The 16,310-nt window shown below is 69.7% G+C and carries 13 protein-coding genes; 3 read left to right on the top strand and 10 right to left on the bottom strand.

Features of this window, described 5'->3' with window-relative positions; translation table 11 throughout:
* Positions 1-3 precede the first annotated feature (3 nt).
* Complete coding sequence (gene glgA, locus ACS5Q7_RS11325) at positions 4-1,527, bottom strand: glycogen synthase GlgA (protein WP_478339416.1); 1,524 nt, start codon at positions 1,525-1,527, stop codon at positions 4-6.
* A 541-nt stretch (positions 1,528-2,068) separates the two neighbouring features.
* On the opposite strand from glgA, the gene ACS5Q7_RS11330 reads away from it, so the two are divergent.
* Both ACS5Q7_RS11330 and ACS5Q7_RS11335 read left to right on the top strand, forming a co-directional pair.
* Entirely contained in the window at positions 2,069-4,507 is a 2,439-nt protein-coding gene (locus ACS5Q7_RS11330) for a glycogen/starch/alpha-glucan phosphorylase (protein WP_478339747.1), read from the top strand.
* A gap of 77 nt (positions 4,508-4,584) precedes the next feature.
* The gene (locus tag ACS5Q7_RS11335) at positions 4,585-4,929 is read left to right on the top strand and encodes a hypothetical protein (protein WP_478339417.1); all 345 of its coding nucleotides are present in this window, start codon (positions 4,585-4,587) and stop codon (positions 4,927-4,929) included.
* 6 nt (positions 4,930-4,935) lie between these two features.
* Here the strand turns inward: ACS5Q7_RS11335 and rlmN are convergent, their stop codons facing one another.
* The 5 genes from rlmN to recQ all read right to left on the bottom strand — a co-directional run bounded on the left by rlmN (position 4,936) and on the right by recQ (position 11,577).
* Positions 4,936-6,213: a dual-specificity RNA methyltransferase RlmN gene (gene rlmN, locus ACS5Q7_RS11340; RefSeq protein WP_478339418.1), complete on the bottom strand. Its 1,278-nt coding sequence runs from the start codon at positions 6,211-6,213 to the stop codon at positions 4,936-4,938.
* Positions 6,214-6,465: 252 nt separating this feature from the next.
* Positions 6,466-6,804 (bottom strand): Grx4 family monothiol glutaredoxin, encoded by a 339-nt coding sequence (gene grxD / locus ACS5Q7_RS11345; RefSeq protein WP_243954226.1) that lies wholly within the window; start codon positions 6,802-6,804, stop codon positions 6,466-6,468.
* A gap of 70 nt (positions 6,805-6,874) precedes the next feature.
* Entirely contained in the window at positions 6,875-7,111 is a 237-nt protein-coding gene (locus ACS5Q7_RS11350) for a BolA/IbaG family iron-sulfur metabolism protein (RefSeq protein ID WP_238206256.1), read from the bottom strand.
* A 15-nt stretch (positions 7,112-7,126) separates the two neighbouring features.
* Positions 7,127-9,352, bottom strand: a complete 2,226-nt coding sequence (purL, locus tag ACS5Q7_RS11355; protein ID WP_478339419.1) for a phosphoribosylformylglycinamidine synthase subunit PurL — start codon at positions 9,350-9,352, stop codon at positions 7,127-7,129.
* A gap of 383 nt (positions 9,353-9,735) precedes the next feature.
* Entirely contained in the window at positions 9,736-11,577 is a 1,842-nt protein-coding gene (gene recQ, locus ACS5Q7_RS11360; protein ID WP_478339420.1) for a DNA helicase RecQ, read from the bottom strand.
* Positions 11,578-11,657: 80 nt separating this feature from the next.
* Here recQ and ACS5Q7_RS11365 point away from each other — a divergent pair, with 80 nt between their 5' ends.
* A complete protein-coding gene (locus tag ACS5Q7_RS11365) occupies positions 11,658-11,903 on the top strand; it encodes a type II toxin-antitoxin system VapB family antitoxin (protein ID WP_478339421.1) in 246 nt (81 codons plus the stop codon).
* Between the two features lie 150 nt (positions 11,904-12,053).
* On the opposite strand, the gene denD is transcribed toward ACS5Q7_RS11365, so the two are convergent.
* The 4 genes from denD to ltnD form a co-directional block, all read right to left on the bottom strand.
* Positions 12,054-13,022: a D-erythronate dehydrogenase gene (denD, locus tag ACS5Q7_RS11370; protein ID WP_478339422.1), complete on the bottom strand. Its 969-nt coding sequence runs from the start codon at positions 13,020-13,022 to the stop codon at positions 12,054-12,056.
* A gap of 7 nt (positions 13,023-13,029) precedes the next feature.
* Positions 13,030-14,307 (bottom strand): 3-oxo-tetronate kinase, encoded by a 1,278-nt coding sequence (gene otnK / locus ACS5Q7_RS11375; RefSeq protein ID WP_478339423.1) that lies wholly within the window; start codon positions 14,305-14,307, stop codon positions 13,030-13,032.
* A gap of 5 nt (positions 14,308-14,312) precedes the next feature.
* Entirely contained in the window at positions 14,313-15,089 is a 777-nt protein-coding gene (gene otnI, locus ACS5Q7_RS11380) for a 2-oxo-tetronate isomerase (protein ID WP_478339424.1), read from the bottom strand.
* A gap of 299 nt (positions 15,090-15,388) precedes the next feature.
* A complete protein-coding gene (gene ltnD / locus ACS5Q7_RS11385) occupies positions 15,389-16,300 on the bottom strand; it encodes an L-threonate dehydrogenase (RefSeq protein ID WP_478339425.1) in 912 nt (303 codons plus the stop codon).
* Positions 16,301-16,310 lie beyond the last annotated feature (10 nt).

A 16,310-nucleotide genomic window follows, 5' to 3' on the forward strand; every position in this document is an offset into this window, starting at 1 on the left:
CGGCTAGACAGCGCTCCAGCGCAGGGCGACGTTGTTGCCGATCGCCCGCGCGTAGAGGTCCGCGTAGTTGTCGGCCGCGCGATCCCAGCCGAAGCGCGTCGCCATGGCCCTGCGCCGCATGGTGTTGAGGCGCTTCTTCTGGCCAAAGGCGTCGAGCGCCCGGCGGACGGCGCCGGTCAGCCCGCTGGGCGAGGCATCCGCGAAGGAGAAGCCTGTCGCGCCATCCTCGACCGTATCGGCGAGGCCGCCGGTCCGGCGCACGATCGGCAGCGAGCCGTAGCGCTGGGCGTACATCTGCGCGAGGCCGCAGGGCTCGAAGCGCGACGGCATCAGCAGGAAGTCGCTGCCGGCGAAGATCCGCCGGGCCTGCCCCTCGTCGAAGCCGACATGCACGCCGACCGACTCAGGGTGCCGCTTGGAAAGGCCGCGCAACGCCCCCTCGAACCGGCCCTCGCCCTGGCCGATCACCACGAGCTGGCCGCCCTCGGCGACGATGGTCTGGGCTGCTTCCAGGCTGAGGTCGATGCCCTTCTGGTGCACCAGCCGCGAGACGATGGCGAAGAGCGGCCCGCGCGAGACCGCCATGCCGAATTCCTTGCGCACCGAATCGGCATTGGCGCGCTTGCCCTTCCAATCGTCCGCCTCGAAGGGCAGGGCGAGGCGCGGGTCGGTGCGCGGGTCCCAGGATTCGTCGATGCCGTTCAGGATGCCCGCGAGGCGGCCCTGACCGGCGCGCACCCGCAGCAGCCCGTCGAGGCCGCAGCCCATCTCGGGCGTCTGGATCTCGCGGGCATAGGTCTCGCTCACGGTCGTGACCTGCGACGCGTAGTAGAGCCCGGCCTTCAGGAAGGAGAGTTGCCCGTAGAATTCGCAGCCATCGACCTGGAAGGCCGAATCCGGCACGCCGATCCGGTGCATGCCGTCGCGGGGGAAGAGACCCTGATAGGCGAGGTTGTGAACGGTGAGCACGCTCGGCAGCCGGACGCCGCGCCATGCGAGGTAAGCCGGCGCCAGGGCCGCCTGCCAATCGTGCAGGTGCAGGAGATCCGCCGCCCAGCCGGCATCGACGCCCAGGGCGAGATCCGCCGCCGCGAGGCTGAGGCGGGCGAACCGCACGTCGTTATCCGCGAAGTCGCCGGACGAATCGCCGTAGGGCGTGCCCGCGCGCTCGTAGAGCTCGGGCGCGATCAGCACGTAGATGCGCAGGCCGTCGGCCGTTTCCGCGAGGCCGAGATCGCAGGCGGGAATGCCGGCCAATCCTTCAAGGCGGGCCACGACCGGCATGTCCGGGAAGGCCGCGCGGACCTGCGGATAGCCGGGTATGAGGACACGCACGTCGTAATGCGTCCGCAGCGCCCGGGGGAGAGCGGCCGAGACCTCGCCGAGGCCGCCGGTCTTCACGAAATCCGCCATCTCCGGGGTGGCGTAGAGGATGCGCCGGCCTATCGGAATCGCGGAGGGCAGGGACTGGTACGAACACGTCTCGGACTTCCGCGCGGTCAGTCCGGAGCGGTGCACGTGAAGCATCTGCGGAATTCCAGCCCGGGAAAGATGCCCCGGAGACGCATAGACCGGGTCAAACCGAAGTGCCGCGATCTCAACCACGCCTAACGCTCCCTGGTGCGCGCCGGTTCCGCTGCGACGCACAAACGGGGCCACCTTTTCAGTTAAGGCCCGGTTATCTGCGGTTGCATTGCCGAAATAAACTCGCTTCCCCGCTCTTGAGAGCAATCTGTGCAGCGCCGCTAGTGTTTTGTGCAGAGCCGTCCAGAGCCCTCCCTTGATATCGAAGTCGCTGTACCTAAGATGACACAGTGTCGACACGCCTCTCGCAGAAACTCTGCGGTCACAGGGTGTTGCCTCGACTTTGCCCGAGACCGTCCACAGGATCGGTGCGGTCGGGTCTAGATGCAGGCGCGTTCATTCGGCGGCAATCTAGGAAGAAGCATAATCTGCCGACGTATTTGGGGGTTCGACTGTGCTCACCGAAGTTCAGACGCGTGCCGCTGCACCGACTTCCCCGTCCGAAACCGGGCGGGACGCGGTGAAAGCTGCCGTCATCCCGGCGATGGTGCGTCCCGTCATGACCGGAACCGGCGATCCCGTGGTCGACCTGCGGGAGGCGATCCGGGCGAAGCTCGGCATCGTGCTCGGCACGACGCCGGAGACGGCCCGCCCGCGCGACTGGTTCGTGGCGACGGCGCTCGCCCTGCGCGACCGGATCGCGGAGGCCGGCCTGCCGAACGTCGGAAAGATCCCGCACAAGCGGGTCTATTATCTCTCGCTGGAATTCCTCATCGGCCGGCTGATGTCGGACGCCTTGAACAATCTCGGCCTCACCGAGACCGTGCGCGAGGCCCTGGCCGAACTCGGTATCGACCTCGATGCCGTGCAGGACGCCGAGCCCGACGCGGCGCTCGGCAATGGCGGCCTGGGCCGCCTCGCCGCCTGCTTCATGGAGAGCATGGCGAGCCTGTCAATTCCCGCCATGGGCTACGGCATCCGCTACGACCACGGCCTGTTCCGCCAGTCCTTCAAGGACGGCTGGCAGCAGGAGGCGCCGGAGACGTGGCTCGCCGAGGGCAACCCCTGGGAATTCGCCCGGCGCGACGCGACCTACCGGATCGGCTTCGGCGGCGGCGTGACCATGTCGCTCGCGGGCGGCGGGATCGAGCGGCGCTGGCAGCCGGCCGAGACCGTGCTCGCCGTGGCCCATGACGTGCCGGTGGTCGGCTGGCGCGGGCGGCAGGTGAACAGCCTGCGCCTGTGGAAGGCCGAGTCCGAGGCACCCATCGACCTCGCCCGGTTCAACGGCGGCGACCATGTCGGCGCCCTCAGCCAGCGGATGCGCGCCGAGGCGATCTCCCGCGTCCTCTACCCGAGCGACGCCTCCGCCGAGGGGCAGGAACTGCGCCTTCGCCAGGAATACTTCTTCACCTCCGCCTCGCTGCAAGACCTCGTGGCCCGGCACAAGGCCGAGCGCGGCGACCTGCGCTCCCTGCCCGACCATGCCGCGATCCAGCTCAACGACACGCACCCGGCCATCGCCGTGCCGGAGCTGATGCGCATCCTCACCGACGACCACGCCCTCTCCTGGGAGGATGCGTGGCACGTCACCACCAACACCCTGCACTACACGAACCACACCCTCCTGCCGGAGGCGCTGGAGACCTGGCCGGTGGAGCTGATGGAACGGCTGCTGCCGCGCCACATGCAGATCATCTACCTGATCAACTGGATGCACCTTGAAGAGCAGGGCAAGTCGGGCAAGGGCGATGCCGCCCACCTCGCCTCAGTCTCGCTGATCGACGAGGCGAATGGCCGGCGGGTGCGGATGGGCCATCTCGCCTTCCACGGCGCGCGCCGGGTGAACGGCGTCTCGGCGCTCCACACCGACCTGATGCGCTCGACCGTCTTCGCGGATCTGCACGCGCTCGATTCGGACAAGATCGTCAACAAGACCAACGGCATCACCTTCCGCCGCTGGCTGCACACCGCCAATCCCGGCCTCACGAAGCTCGCCGTCGAGGCGGTGGGTGAGGGCGTGCTGGACAATCCCGAACTGCTGACCGGGCTCGACCGGTTCGCCGAGGATGCGAGCTTCGTCGCGCGCTACCGGGCCGTGCGCCGCGAGCGCAAGGAGGCGCTGGCATCCATCGTCGCCGACCGCACGGGAATCGACATCGACCCCGACGCGCTCTTCGACGTGCAGGTGAAGCGCATCCACGAGTACAAGCGCCAGCTGCTCAACGTCTTGGAGACGGTGGCGCTGTATCAGGCGATCAAGGCCGAGCCGAACGGCCATTGGACGCCGCGCGTCAAGATCTTCGGGGGCAAGGCGGCGCCGAGCTACGTCCAGGCGAAGCTCATCATCAAGCTCGCCGCCGACGTCGCCCGCGCCGTGAACGACGATCCCGATGTGGCGGGCCGCCTCAAGGTGGTGTTCCTGCCGAACTACTCGGTGAGCCTCGCGGAGGCGATCATCCCGGCGGCGGACCTGTCGGAGCAGATCTCGACGGCGGGTCTCGAAGCTTCGGGCACCGGCAACATGAAGTTCGCCCTCAACGGCGCGCTGACGGTCGGCACGCTCGACGGGGCCAATATCGAGATCAAGGATCACGTCGGCGCGGAGAACATCTTCATCTTCGGCCTCGATGCCGCCGGGGTGATCGCCCGCAAGGCGGTGCCGGGCTACGCGCGGGCGGCGATCGAGGCCTCCCCGCGCCTCGCGGCGGCCCTCGACATGATCGCCTCGGGCCGGTTCTCGCCGGAGGAGCCGAGCCGCTTCCGCCCCCTCACCGACGACCTGCGCCACCGCGACCCCTACCTGCTGACCGCCGATTTCGACGATTACTGGCGGACGCAGCGCGCCATCGACGCCGCCTGGCGCGACCCGGCGACGTGGTGGGCCAAGGCGATCCACAACACCGCCCGGATGGCGTGGTTCTCGTCCGACCGCTCGATGCGCGAATACGCCCAGGAAATCTGGCGCGTCCGCCTGGACTGAGAGGGATCCCCAAGGGCAAGGCCCATGGGTGGGGTGCCGGGGCGACGCCCCGGCATCATCGGCGTGGAAGGACAGCGATGCGTACCCTGTTCCGGCTGGCCTTCTGGGGAATGCTGGGCTTTCTGGCCTTCGTGACCCTCTCGCCCATCGGGCTGCGGCCGGAGGTCGGCCCGGCGAATGTCGAGCGTGCCCTGGCCTATGCGGCCTTCGGCGTGCTGGGCGCCTTGGCCTATCCGCGCCAGCGCCTCGCGATCCTCGTTTTCATCGTCGTCGCGGCGGGGCTGCTCGAAGCCGGGCAGAACCTGTCGGCAACCCGCCACGGCCGGATCGACGACTTCCTGGTGAAGGCCGCCAGCGCCGTCGCCGGCTGGCTCGCAACCAGCGCTGTCACCGTCCTGGCCCCGCGCGTGAAGGCCGGCTGACGGGGCCTAGTCCTCGTCGGAGCCGAGATAGAGGCCCTCGGCGATGCCGTCCTCCATCATCATCCGGGCGCGGGCGCGCAGCTTCTCGGTCTCGCTTTTGAGCTGGCCGCAGGCGGCCAGGATGTCCCGCCCGCGCGGCGTGCGCACCGGCGAGGCGTAGCCGGCGTTGAACACGATCTCCGAGAAGCGCTCGATCCGCTCCCAATCGGAGCATTCGTAGCGGCTGCCGGGCCAGGGGTTGAACGGGATCAGGTTGATCTTGGCCGGGATGCCCTTGAGCAGCCGCACCAATTCCCGCGCATCCGCATCGGAATCGTTGACGCCCTTCAGCATCACGTACTCGAAGGTGATCCGCCGGGCGTTGTTCAGGCCCGGATAGGCGCGGCAGGCGGCGAGCAGATCGCGGATCGGATACTTGCGGTTCAGCGGCACCAGCTCGTCGCGCAGGTCGTCGCGCACGGCGTGGAGGGAGATCGCGAGCATCGCGTTCGCCTCAGCGCCGAGACGGGGGATCTGCGGCACCACGCCGGAGGTCGAGACGGTGATCCGCCGCCGGGACAGGCCGAGGCCCTCCTGATCCGACATCACGCCGACCGCATCGACCACCGCGTCGAAGTTGTAGAGGGGCTCGCCCATGCCCATGAACACGATATTCGTGACGAGCCGCCCGACCTCGCCGGCGCCCCCGGCGTCGCGGCTCGGCATCTGACCGGTCCAGTCGCCGAGTTCGTCGCGGGCGACGACGAGCTGCTGCACGATCTCGGCCGAGGAGAGGTTGCGCACGAGGCGCTGGGTGCCGGTGTGGCAGAACGAGCAGGTGAGGGTGCAGCCGACTTGGCTCGACACGCAGAGGGTGCCGCGATCCGGGCCGGGGATGTAGACGCACTCGATCTCGGCGCCGCGATTGTGCTCCTGCGCATTGGTCGGCGCCATGCGGATGAGCCACTTGCGGGTCCCGTCACGGGAGACCTGCCGGGTCACGACCTCAGGCCGCTCCAGGGTGAAGTGCTGGGCGAGTTCGGCCTTCAGGCCCTTGCCGACATTGGTCATCTCGGCGAAGTCCTGCGCCCCGCGCAGGTTGACCCAGTGCCAGATCTGGCCGGACCGCATCCGGCTCTCACGCTCGGGCACACCGGCCTCGATGAGGCGGGCCTTCAGCTCGTCGCGGGTGAGGCCGACGAGGGAGAGCTTCCGGCCGGGCAGGGCCTCGGGTCGAAACTCGGGGGTCTTCTCGATCGCGGAGAAAGCGGCCGCGCGGGCGCTGTCGAGCGACGGCGTCGCCATGGTGATGCACATCCCTTCGTGTGAAGGGAGTTCATATAGTCGATTTGGCCTCGGGATGCGACCTAGCGGGCCGCATGCCAGCTTTCTCCCGATCATCACCTCATCCTGAGGTGCCCGCCTCGGCGGGCCTCGAAGGAGGGCTCCAGAAAGCTCCGTGATCGCTGGAGCCCTCCTTCGAGGCGGCTGACGCCGCACCTCAGGATGAGGAGGAGTGTGGGATTACCCCTCACAAGAGGGGCGCCCGGCCACGGCTCACGCGGCGGCGGTCTTCACCGGGATGCCCTTCTCGGACAGGAAGGTCTGCAGTTCGCCGGACTGGAACATCTCGCGGGTGATGTCGCAGCCGCCGACGAACTCGCCCTTCACGTAGATCTGCGGGATGGTCGGCCAGTTGGAGAAGGCCTTGATGCCCTCGCGGATGCCCTGGTCGGCCAGGACGTTCACGCCCTTGAACGGCACGCCGAGGTAATTGAGGATCTGCACCACCTGGCCCGAGAAGCCGCATTGCGGCATCTGCGGCGTGCCCTTCATGAACACCACCACGTCCTGGGAGGCGATCTCGTTCTGGATGGTCGAATGGGCGTCGGTCATGGGGTCTTCCGTCCTCGTTCCTGATCCGTGATCTAGTGACGGTCGGGCGTGGATTTCAATGTGACGTAGGTCAATCCTGCGGGACACCCGTCGTGAGCGCAAGGGCGTGGAGCACGCCACCCATGCGCCCCTGAAGCGCCCCGTAGACCATCTGGTGCTGTGCCACCCGGGTCTTGCCCTTGAAGGCGTGGCTCAGCACCGTGGCGGCGTAGTGGTCGCCGTCGCCGGCGAGATCGCGGATCTCCACCTTCGCGTCGGGCAGGGCCTCGACGATCATGCGTTCGATCTCGCGGGCATCCATCGGCATGGGGTTTCTCCGGATTCAGGCAGCCGGGGCGGCCGGCTGGCTCGCCATGTAGGCCGGCAGCCAGCCCTCGTGGGCCTCGCGCAGGTCGGCGATGGCGACGGTCTCGCCGCCCGGCAGGGTCAGGCGGTCGGACCCGGTGATGCCGATGACGGCCGCGTCGATGCCCTGCGCCGAGGCGCTGGTGAGCAGATCGGTCGCCGCCTCGGGCGGGATGGCGATGAGGTAGCGGGCCTGATCCTCGCCGAACAGGTAGGCGTGGGCGGGCAGGTCCACCGGCACCTCGGGGAGCGCCGCGCCGATGCCGCCGGCCATCGCCATCTCGGCGAGGGCCACGGCGAGGCCGCCATCCGACAGGTCGTGGACCGTGTCCGCGACGCCGGAGGTGATGAGGCCGCGCACGAAGTCGCCGTTGCGGCGCTCCAGGCCGAGATCGACCGGTGGCGGCGCGCCCTCCTCGCGGCCCTCGACCACGGCGAGGTAGGCGGACTGGCCGAGCCAGCCCTCGCCCGCGCCGATCAGCACCAGGGCATCGCCCTCGCGCTTCAGGGCGATGGTGGCGTGGCGGGTCACGTCGTCCATCACGCCGACGCCGCCGATGGTCGGGGTGGGCAGGATGCCGACGCCGTTGGTCTCGTTGTAGAGGGAGACGTTGCCCGACACGACCGGGAAGTCGAGTGCCCGGCAGGCCTCGCCGATGCCCTTCAGGCAGCCGACGAGCTGGCCCATCACCTCGGGCTTCTCCGGGTTGCCGAAGTTCAGGTTGTCGGTGATGGCCAGCGGCTTGCCGCCCACCGCCGTGATGTTGCGCCACGCCTCGGCGACGGCCTGCTTGCCGCCCTCGACCGGATCGGCCTCACAGTAGCGCGGCGTCACGTCGCAGGTGATCGCGAGGCCCTTCGGCCCGTCCTCGACCCGCACGATGGCCGCGTCGCCGCCGGGCTTCTGCACGGTGTTGCCGAGGATGAAGTGGTCGTACTGCTCGTAGACCCAGCGCTTCGAGGCGAGATCCGGCGAGGCCACGAGGCGCTTCAGAGCGTCTGCCAGGGAGGCGGGGGCGGCGATGTCGGCCGGGCGGATGACGTCCTGATGGGTGTTGGCGAGGTGCGGCCGGTCGTAGAGCGGCGCCTCGTCGCCGAGTTCCTTGATCGGCAGGTCTGCCACCGTCTCGCCGTGCCACTTGATGACGAAGCGCAGGGTGTCGGTGGTCTTGCCGATCACTGCGAAGTCGAGGCCCCATTTCACGAAGATCGCCTCGGCTTCCGCCTCCATGCCGGGCTTGAGCACCATGAGCATCCGCTCCTGGCTCTCGGAGAGCATCATCTCGTAGGGGGTCATGCCCTCCTCGCGGGCGGGCACCTTCTCGATGTCGAGTTCGACGCCGAGGTCGCCCTTGGCGCCCATTTCGACCGCCGAGCAGGTCAGCCCCGCCGCGCCCATGTCCTGGATGGCGATGACCGCGCCCGAGGCCATCAGCTCCAGGCAGGCTTCAAGGAGCAGCTTCTCGGCGAAGGGATCGCCGACCTGCACGGTCGGGCGCTTGGCCTCCGTGCCCTCGTCGAACTCGGCCGAGGCCATGGTGGCGCCGTGAATGCCGTCGCGGCCGGTCTTGGAGCCGAGATAGACGATCGGGTTCCCGACCCCGGCGGCGGCCGCGTAGAAGATGCCGTCCTGCTTGGCGAGGCCGACCGCCATGGCGTTGACGAGGATGTTGCCATCGTAGCGCCTGTGGAAGCCGACCTGCCCGCCGACGGTGGGCACGCCGAAGGAATTGCCGTAGCCGCCGACGCCCGCCACCACGCCGGACACGAGGCCCCTTGTGCGGGGATGCTCGGGATCGCCGAAGCGGAGCGCGTTGAGGGCGGCGATGGGCCGGGCGCCCATGGTGAAGACGTCGCGCAGGATGCCGCCGACGCCGGTCGCAGCGCCCTGGTAGGGCTCGATGAAGCTCGGGTGGTTGTGGCTCTCCATCTTGAAGACGCAGGCCAGCCCGTCGCCGATGTCGATGACGCCCGCGTTCTCGCCGGGGCCCTGGATCACCCACGGCGCCGAGGTCGGCAGGCCGCGCAGGTGCTTTCGCGAGGACTTGTACGAGCAATGCTCGTTCCACATCGCCGAGACGATGCCGAGCTCGGTCAGCGTCGGGTCGCGGCCGATGAGCGCCCGGAAGCGGTCGTACTCGTCCGGTTTGAGGCCATGCTGGGCCACAAGCTCGGGCGTGATCGGGACATCGTTGCGGAACATGCGGCGGTCTCGACGAACAGGCCTACGGCGGCGGACACGGACACGGTGCTGACGTGGGCCGCGACGGATTAGGGCCATCCTGACCTGCGATGCAACATCCAGGCTGTCTCTGATGTGAACGGCGGGGGACCGATCCGGTCCAATCGGGTGGGTCTGTGAGGGTTTTGCCGGTGCGGTGGCGGGCGTCCCCTCTCCCCGCTGGCGGGGAGAGGCCCGTTTGCACCTCGTCGTGCAAACGGGAAGCGAAGGCGAAGCCGGAGTGGCGGTGAGGGGGCTCACAGGATGAGACTCCACCGGCGAGCCCCCTCACCCTCGGCTGCCGCCTTGCCGCGCCGACGACGGGGTCGTCGCGGCCCTCTCCCCGCAGGCGGGGAGAGGGGAACCTATGTCCCCGCCGCGTGGCTCAGGAAATCCTTGATCGCTACGGCGAATCGATCGCCGTAGGCCTCGCGCTTGCGCTCGCCGACGCCGTGGATGCTGCGCATCGCCCAGAGATCGACGGGTTTCTGGCGGGCCATCTCGATAAGCGTCCGGTCGGGGAAGACCATGAAGGCGGCGATTCCCTCTGCCCGGGCGATGGTCGCGCGCAGACCACGCAGATGCTGGAACAGCGCCTCGTCCGCCTCGGGCAGGCCCATCTCCTCGGCGGCACGGGGGGCGGTGCGGCGGCGCTCGCGGGATTCGGGCTTGGGCTCGGGGTCCGGCCGCAGGGTGATCGGCTCGCGCCCGTAGAGGATCTCCGTGCCCTTCTCGGTGAGGCTGAGGCCGCCGTAGCCGTCGGCGTTCTCGGCCACCGCCCCGGCGGCGAAGAGCTGGCGCAGGATCGCCCGCCACGCCGCCACCGGCTTGTCCGCGCCGACCCCAAAGGTCTTCAGCCCGTCATGGCCGTTGCGGCGGATCGGATCGCTCTCCTTTCCGTGCACCACGTCGCAGACATAGGCCGCGCCGAAGCGCTGGCCGGTGCGCACGATGGCCGAGAGCAGCTTCTGCGCCGGCACGGTCCCGTCCACCAGTTCCACCCCGTCGCGGCACAGGTCGCAGCGGCCGCAGCGCCCGCTGGTCTCACCGAAATAGGCGAGCAGCGATTGCCGCCGGCAGGACGCGCCCTCGCAGAGCGAAATCATTGCCTCGAGCTTGCGCCGCTCGACCCGGCGGCGCTCGTCGGAGATCTCCTTCTCGTCGATCTGGCGGCGGCGCAGCGCCATATCGTCGAGGCCGTAGAGGGTCAGCGTGTCGGCGGGCAGGCCGTCGCGGCCGGCGCGGCCGATCTCCTGATAGTAGCCTTCCACGTTGGTCGGCATGTCGGCATGGATGACGAAGCGCACGTCGGGCTTGTTGATGCCCATGCCGAAGGCGACGGTGGCGGTCATCACCATCCCGTCCTCCTGGAGGAAGCGGTCCTGGTTGCGCGCCCGCGTCCCCTGGTCGAGGCCGGCATGGTAGGGCAGGGCGGTGAACCCGTCCTTGCTGAGCGTTTCGGCCAGTTGCTCCGTGCGCTTGCGCGACGAGCAATAGATGATGCCGCTCTCGGACCGGCGGTGCCGCAGGAACCGCTCGATCTGCCGGGACGGGTTGTCCTTCGGCTGGAAGGTCAGGCGGATGTTCGGCCGGTCGAAGGAATGGACGAAGATCCGCGGGTGCCGCCCCTCGGGGAACAGGCGCTCAGCGATCTCGGCGCGGGTGGCCGCGTCGGCGGTGGCGGTGAGCGCCACGGTCTGGACATTGCCCAAAGCCTCGCGGGCGCGGGCGATCTCCCGGTATTCCGGGCGGAAGTCGTGGCCCCATTGCGAGACGCAATGCGCCTCGTCCACGGCGAGCCGCTGGACGCCAGCCCCGCGCAGGGCCTCCATGCAGCCGTCCATGAGCAGGCGTTCCGGGGAGACGAACAGGAGCCGCATCGCGCCGCTGCGGATCGCCCGCCACGCCTCGCGGGATTCGGCCTCCGGCACGGTGGAGTTGAGGGTCGCCGCCGGGATGCCGACGCTACGCATCTGCTGCACCTGATCGTGCATCAGGGCGATCAGCGGCGAGACCACCACGGTGAGCCCGGCATCGACCAGGGCCGGCAATTGGTAGGTCATCGACTTGCCGGAGCCGGTGGGCATCACGGCGAACACGTCCTGCCCGTCGAGGACCGCGCCGATCACCTCGTCCTGGCCGGGCCGGAAATCCTCGTAGCCGAAGGTTTCCTTCAGCGCGGCGCGGGCCTCGTCGAGGCGGGTCATCCGGGTTCTCTCAATTTCTGGTGTGCTTGCGGCAAGGGTCGGGCTGGCTTACGTTTTTCCCGCTCATCACGGAGGCAGCCATGCCGCTCACCATCGCCAGCGACGAGGTCGATCAGCTTGCCGAGAAATTGGCATCGCGGACGGGCGTGAGCAAGGCCGAGGCGGTGCGGGTCGCGTTGGTGCACGAACTGGCGCGGACCGGCAAGACGCTCGCCGAGCGCATCCGGCCGATCCAGGACGAGTTGGCACGCTACCCCAAGACCGGCCTCAAGGCGGACAAAGCGTTCTACGACAGTCTGGAAGAAGGGCTGTCAATACAATCGTGAGGGTGCGCGCGAGGCGGCTATCCCCTGCACCGTCATTGCGAACGCAGTGAAGCAATCCAGCAGCGCTACGGTCGGAAACGTCCCGCTTCCCTGGATTGCTTCGCTTCGCTCGCAATGACGATGAAGGAGGAAGGGTGGACTCAGCCCCCCTCACCCCCCGTGGAACTCGGCGATGTGCTGGGCCACGATGGCGTCGAACGAGGCGTCTGCCTGGAAGCCCAGGTCAGTGGCGGCCTGGGTGTCGAACGCGGCAGGCCATGTCTCGACGATGCGCATCACCGCCTCGTCGGGCTCCCGGCGGATCAAGGCGACCGCCTTGTCGCCGGCCGCCCGGCGCAGGGCCTCGATCTCCTCGGCCACCGTCGCCGAGACGCCCGGCATGGTCAGGCTCCGGCGGGTGCCGAGGCGCGTGAGGTCGAGAGCCGCCGCATGGGTGAGGAAGCCCACAGCCGCCGCCGGGCTCGCGAACCAGTGCCGCACCGTATCCGGCACCGGCAGGCGGGCTTCCTGCCCGGCCAGCGGTTCGCGGATGATGCCGGAGAAAAACCCCGAGGCCGCCTTGTTCGGCTTGCCCGGCCGCACGCAGATCGTCGGCAGGCGCAGGCCGATGCCGTCGAAGATGCCCCGGCGCGAATAATCGGCCAGGAGCATCTCGCCCATCGCCTTCTGCGTGCCGTAGGAGGTCGCCGGGCGCAGGATGTAATCGTCGGGGATCACCCCCGGGAAGGGCGGGCCGAACACGGCGAGCGAGGAGGTGAACACCACCTTCGGCCGGTAACCCTCGATGGCGCGGATCGCCTCGAACAGGAAGCGCGTGGCGTCGAGGTTCACGCGGTAACCGAGGTCGAAATTTGCCTCCGCCTCGCCGGAGACCACCGCCGCGAGATGGAAGATCACCTCCGGCCGGTCGCGGATCGCCGCCTCGGCGGCGCCGGGCACCGACAGGTCCGCGGCCTCCGCGCGCACCGGGCCGGGCACGCCCTCGGGCGCCGAGGGGGCGACCACATCGAGGAGCGTCAGCCCCGTGAGCGGCTGACCGCCGACTTGCCCCGTCTCCACGAGGGCATCGACGAGGCGCCGGCCGATCATGCCGGCGGCACCGAGGATCAGAGCGTGCATCGAAACCTCACTGCATCATGTCGAGGGCGCGGGCGAAGAAGTCGGGGCCGCCGAAATTCCCCGACTTGAGGGCGAGCAGCATCGGCTCCGGGCGGCCGGCGCTGCGCAGCACCGGCACGCCGGCGGCGATCTCCGGCCCGACGAGGAAGGCGCGCAGGCCGAGGCGGTCGACGCAGGCGCCGGAGGTCTCGCCCCCGGCGATCACGAGGCGCCGCACGCCCGCCGCGACCAGGCCCTCGGCGATGGCCGAGAGGGCCGCCTCGACGGCATGGCCGGCGGCTTCCGAGCCGTGGCGGGATTGGAGCGCGCGGACCGCCGCCGGCTCGGCGGAGGAGGCGATCAGCACCGGGCCTTGCGCGATCCGCTCGCGGGCGAAGGCCAGCGCCTCGGCCACCACCGCCTCCGGCTCGGACAGCAGCCGCCCGGCCTCGAGGCGCAGCACCGGCATCAGGGCCTCTGCCGCCGCGACCTGCCCGAGGGTCGCCTGCGAGCAGCTTCCGGCGAGGCAGGCGGCATGGCCGCCGACCGGCTCACCCACGGCGGCGCCGGCCGCGTCGCGGGTGCCCCGTCCATCCTCTGCCAGGGCGCGGGCGAGACCCAGGCCGAGGCCCGAGGCGCCCACCGAAAACCGCCGCCCGACGATGGCGCGGCCGAGCGTTTCGAGATCGTGGTCGAAGATCGCGTCGGCGATGGCCGCGCCCTTGCCCTCGGCGGCGAGCGCGTCGAGCCGGGCGGCGACGGCCTCCGGCCCCTTCGCGACGGTGGCGATGTCGATGAGCCCGACCCCGCTCCGGCTCTGGCGGGCCAGCACCCGCACGAGGTTGGCGTCACGCATCGGGTTGAGGGGGTGGTCCTTCAGCGGGCTCTCGTTCAGCGGCATGGCCCCGACGAACAGGTTGCCCTGGTAGACGCTGCGGCCCGTCTCCGGGAAGGCGGGGGTGACGAGGGCGATGGCCTCGCCCGCCGCCTCCCGCAGGGCATCGGTGACGGGGCCGATATTGCCCTCGTCCGTCGAGTCGAAGGTCGAGCAGACCTTGAACATCACATGCGCTGCGCCCCGCTGGCGCAGCCAGGATTCCGCCTCGCGCGAGCGGGCGACGGCCTCCGGCGCCGGGATCGAGCGGCTCTTGAGCGCGACGACCACCGCATCCGTCTCCGGCAGGGAGAGGTCGGGGCTTGGGATACCGATGGTCTGGACCGTGCGCAGGCCCGCCTTGGTCAGGGTGTTCGCGAGGTCCGAGGCGCCGGTATAGTCGTCGGCGACGCAACCGAGGGCGAGCGTCATCGGGGTCAGGCCTTCCTGTAGGGGGCGAACCAGCCGAGACCCGCCTCGGTGTTCCCCGCCGGGATGTATTCGCAGCCGACGAACCCGTCGTAGCCGAGCCGGTCGAGTTCCGCGAAGAGGAACGCGTCGTCCATCTCGCCGGTGCCGGGCTCATGCCGGTCGGGCACGCTCGCGGTCTGCACGTGGCCGATCATCGGCATCAGATCGCGCAGGCGCATGGTCACGTCGCCGTGCAGGATCTGGCAATGGTAGAGGTCGAACTGGAGCTTCAGGTTCGGCAGGGCCAGCTCCCGGATCAGCGAAGCCGCCGCCCCGAAATCATTCAGGAAATAGCCCGGCATGTTCCGGCCGTTGATCGGCTCCAGCACGAGATCGAGCCCGGCCGGGGCGAGCTTGCCGGCGGCGTAGGCCACGGCCATCCGGTAGGCGTCGCGGGCCTTGGGATCTGCCGGGTCGGCGAGCCCGGCCATCAGGTGCAGGCGCTTCACGCCCGTCGCTTCGGCGTAGCGGAGGGCCGTGTCGACCCCCGCCTTCACTTCATCGAACCGGTGAGGAAATGCCGCCAACCCCCGCTCGCCGCTGGCGAAATCCCCCGGCGGCATGTTGAACAGCGCCTGGGTCAGGCCGTTCGCGCGGAGGCGCTCGGCGATGGCCTCCGGCGGATGCTCGTAGGGGAACAGGAACTCCACCGCCACGAACCCCGCCTTGGCGGCGGCCTCGAACCGGTCGAGGAACGGCACCTCGTTGAACATCATCGTGAGGTTGGCGGCGAAGCGGGGCATTTTCTGGGGACCTTCTCTCAACCGCTTCCGTCCTTGCGAGCGGAGCGAAGCAATCCAGGGCAGCGCCATGGTCGGAAGCGGCCCGCTGCCCTGGGTCGCTTCGCTGCGCTCGCGATGACGGCGGGACCGAACGCGATGGTTTTCCCAGCCTCCTCCCTCCCTCTCCCTCATCCTGAGGTGCGGCGTCAGCCGCCTCGAAGGAGGGCTCCAGAAGGCTCCGCGATCCCTGGAGCCCTCCTTCGAGGCCGCCGCTTTGCACCGACACCTCAGGATGAGGGTGGTGCAGGGGAGGCCGGGGGCTATCCGGCTTCCGGCAGCCTCGCCCCGGAGACCTGCGCGTAGAGCCTTGCCACGGAGGCGTCGTCGTCCCGGCCCATGCCGGAGCCGGAGGCCATCAGGAACATCTGCAGGGCGGCCGCCGCCACCGGCACCGGGTACTTCTCCGCCCGCGCCATGTCCTGCACGATGCCGAGGTCCTTCACGAAGATGTCGACGGCGCTCTTCGGGGAGTAATCCGCGTCGAGGATGTGCGGCACCCGGTTCTCGAACATCCACGAATTGCCGGCCGACTTCGTGATCACCTCGTAGACGCGGCGGAGGTCGAGGCCCTGCTTGGCCGCGAAGCTCATCGCCTCGCAGGCGGCGGCGATGTGCACCCCCGCCAGCAGCTGGTTGATCATCTTGAACGCCGCGCCTTGCCCCGCCTCGTCGCCGAGTTCGTAGACCGTGCCGGCCATGGCGGTGAGGGCGTCCCGCGCCCCCGCGAACGCCGACTGCGAGCCCGAGGCGAGAAAGGTCAGTTCCCCCTCGGCGGCGCGCGCGGCGCCGCCGCTCATCGGCGCGTCGAGATAATGCCGGCCGGTCTCCTCCAGCCGGGCCGCGAGGCGACGGGCGACCGCCGGGTCCATGGTCGCGGAGGAGACGAACACCGCCCCCTCCGGCATCGCCGCCGCCGCGCCGTCCGGCCCGAACAGCACCGCCTCGGTCTGGGCGGCGTTCACCACCACCGCGACCACCACGGCGGCACCCTTCGCCGCCTCGGCGGGGCTGGACGCCGCCTCGCCGCCGGCCTCCCGGAAGCGGGCGACCGCCTCTGGGTTCACGTCGCAGGCCGCGACGGAAAAGCCCGCGCGCAGGAGCGAGGCCGCCATCCCTGAGCCCATCGAGCCCAGGCCGATCACCGCCGCGCGGCGCTGTCTGGTGTCCGTCATCGCGGGCTCC

The organism is Methylobacterium sp. Gmos3, from assembly GCF_056430985.1.

Excerpts from the sequence above, each read along its gene's own strand:
- glgA (WP_478339416.1), bottom strand. The coding sequence starts at position 1,527 with ATGCTTCACGTGCACCGCTCCGGACTGACCGCGCGGAAGTCCGAGACG.
- ACS5Q7_RS11330 (WP_478339747.1), top strand. The coding sequence starts at position 2,069 with ATGGTGCGTCCCGTCATGACCGGAACCGGCGATCCCGTGGTCGACCTG.
- ACS5Q7_RS11335 (WP_478339417.1), top strand. The coding sequence starts at position 4,585 with ATGCGTACCCTGTTCCGGCTGGCCTTCTGGGGAATGCTGGGCTTTCTG.
- rlmN (WP_478339418.1), bottom strand. The coding sequence starts at position 6,213 with ATGGCGACGCCGTCGCTCGACAGCGCCCGCGCGGCCGCTTTCTCCGCG.
- grxD (WP_243954226.1), bottom strand. The coding sequence starts at position 6,804 with ATGACCGACGCCCATTCGACCATCCAGAACGAGATCGCCTCCCAGGAC.
- ACS5Q7_RS11350 (WP_238206256.1), bottom strand. The coding sequence starts at position 7,111 with ATGCCGATGGATGCCCGCGAGATCGAACGCATGATCGTCGAGGCCCTG.
- purL (WP_478339419.1), bottom strand. The coding sequence starts at position 9,352 with ATGTTCCGCAACGATGTCCCGATCACGCCCGAGCTTGTGGCCCAGCAT.
- recQ (WP_478339420.1), bottom strand. The coding sequence starts at position 11,577 with ATGACCCGCCTCGACGAGGCCCGCGCCGCGCTGAAGGAAACCTTCGGC.
- ACS5Q7_RS11365 (WP_478339421.1), top strand. The coding sequence starts at position 11,658 with ATGCCGCTCACCATCGCCAGCGACGAGGTCGATCAGCTTGCCGAGAAA.
- denD (WP_478339422.1), bottom strand. The coding sequence starts at position 13,022 with ATGCACGCTCTGATCCTCGGTGCCGCCGGCATGATCGGCCGGCGCCTC.
- otnK (WP_478339423.1), bottom strand. The coding sequence starts at position 14,307 with ATGACGCTCGCCCTCGGTTGCGTCGCCGACGACTATACCGGCGCCTCG.
- otnI (WP_478339424.1), bottom strand. The coding sequence starts at position 15,089 with ATGCCCCGCTTCGCCGCCAACCTCACGATGATGTTCAACGAGGTGCCG.
- ltnD (WP_478339425.1), bottom strand. The coding sequence starts at position 16,300 with ATGACGGACACCAGACAGCGCCGCGCGGCGGTGATCGGCCTGGGCTCG.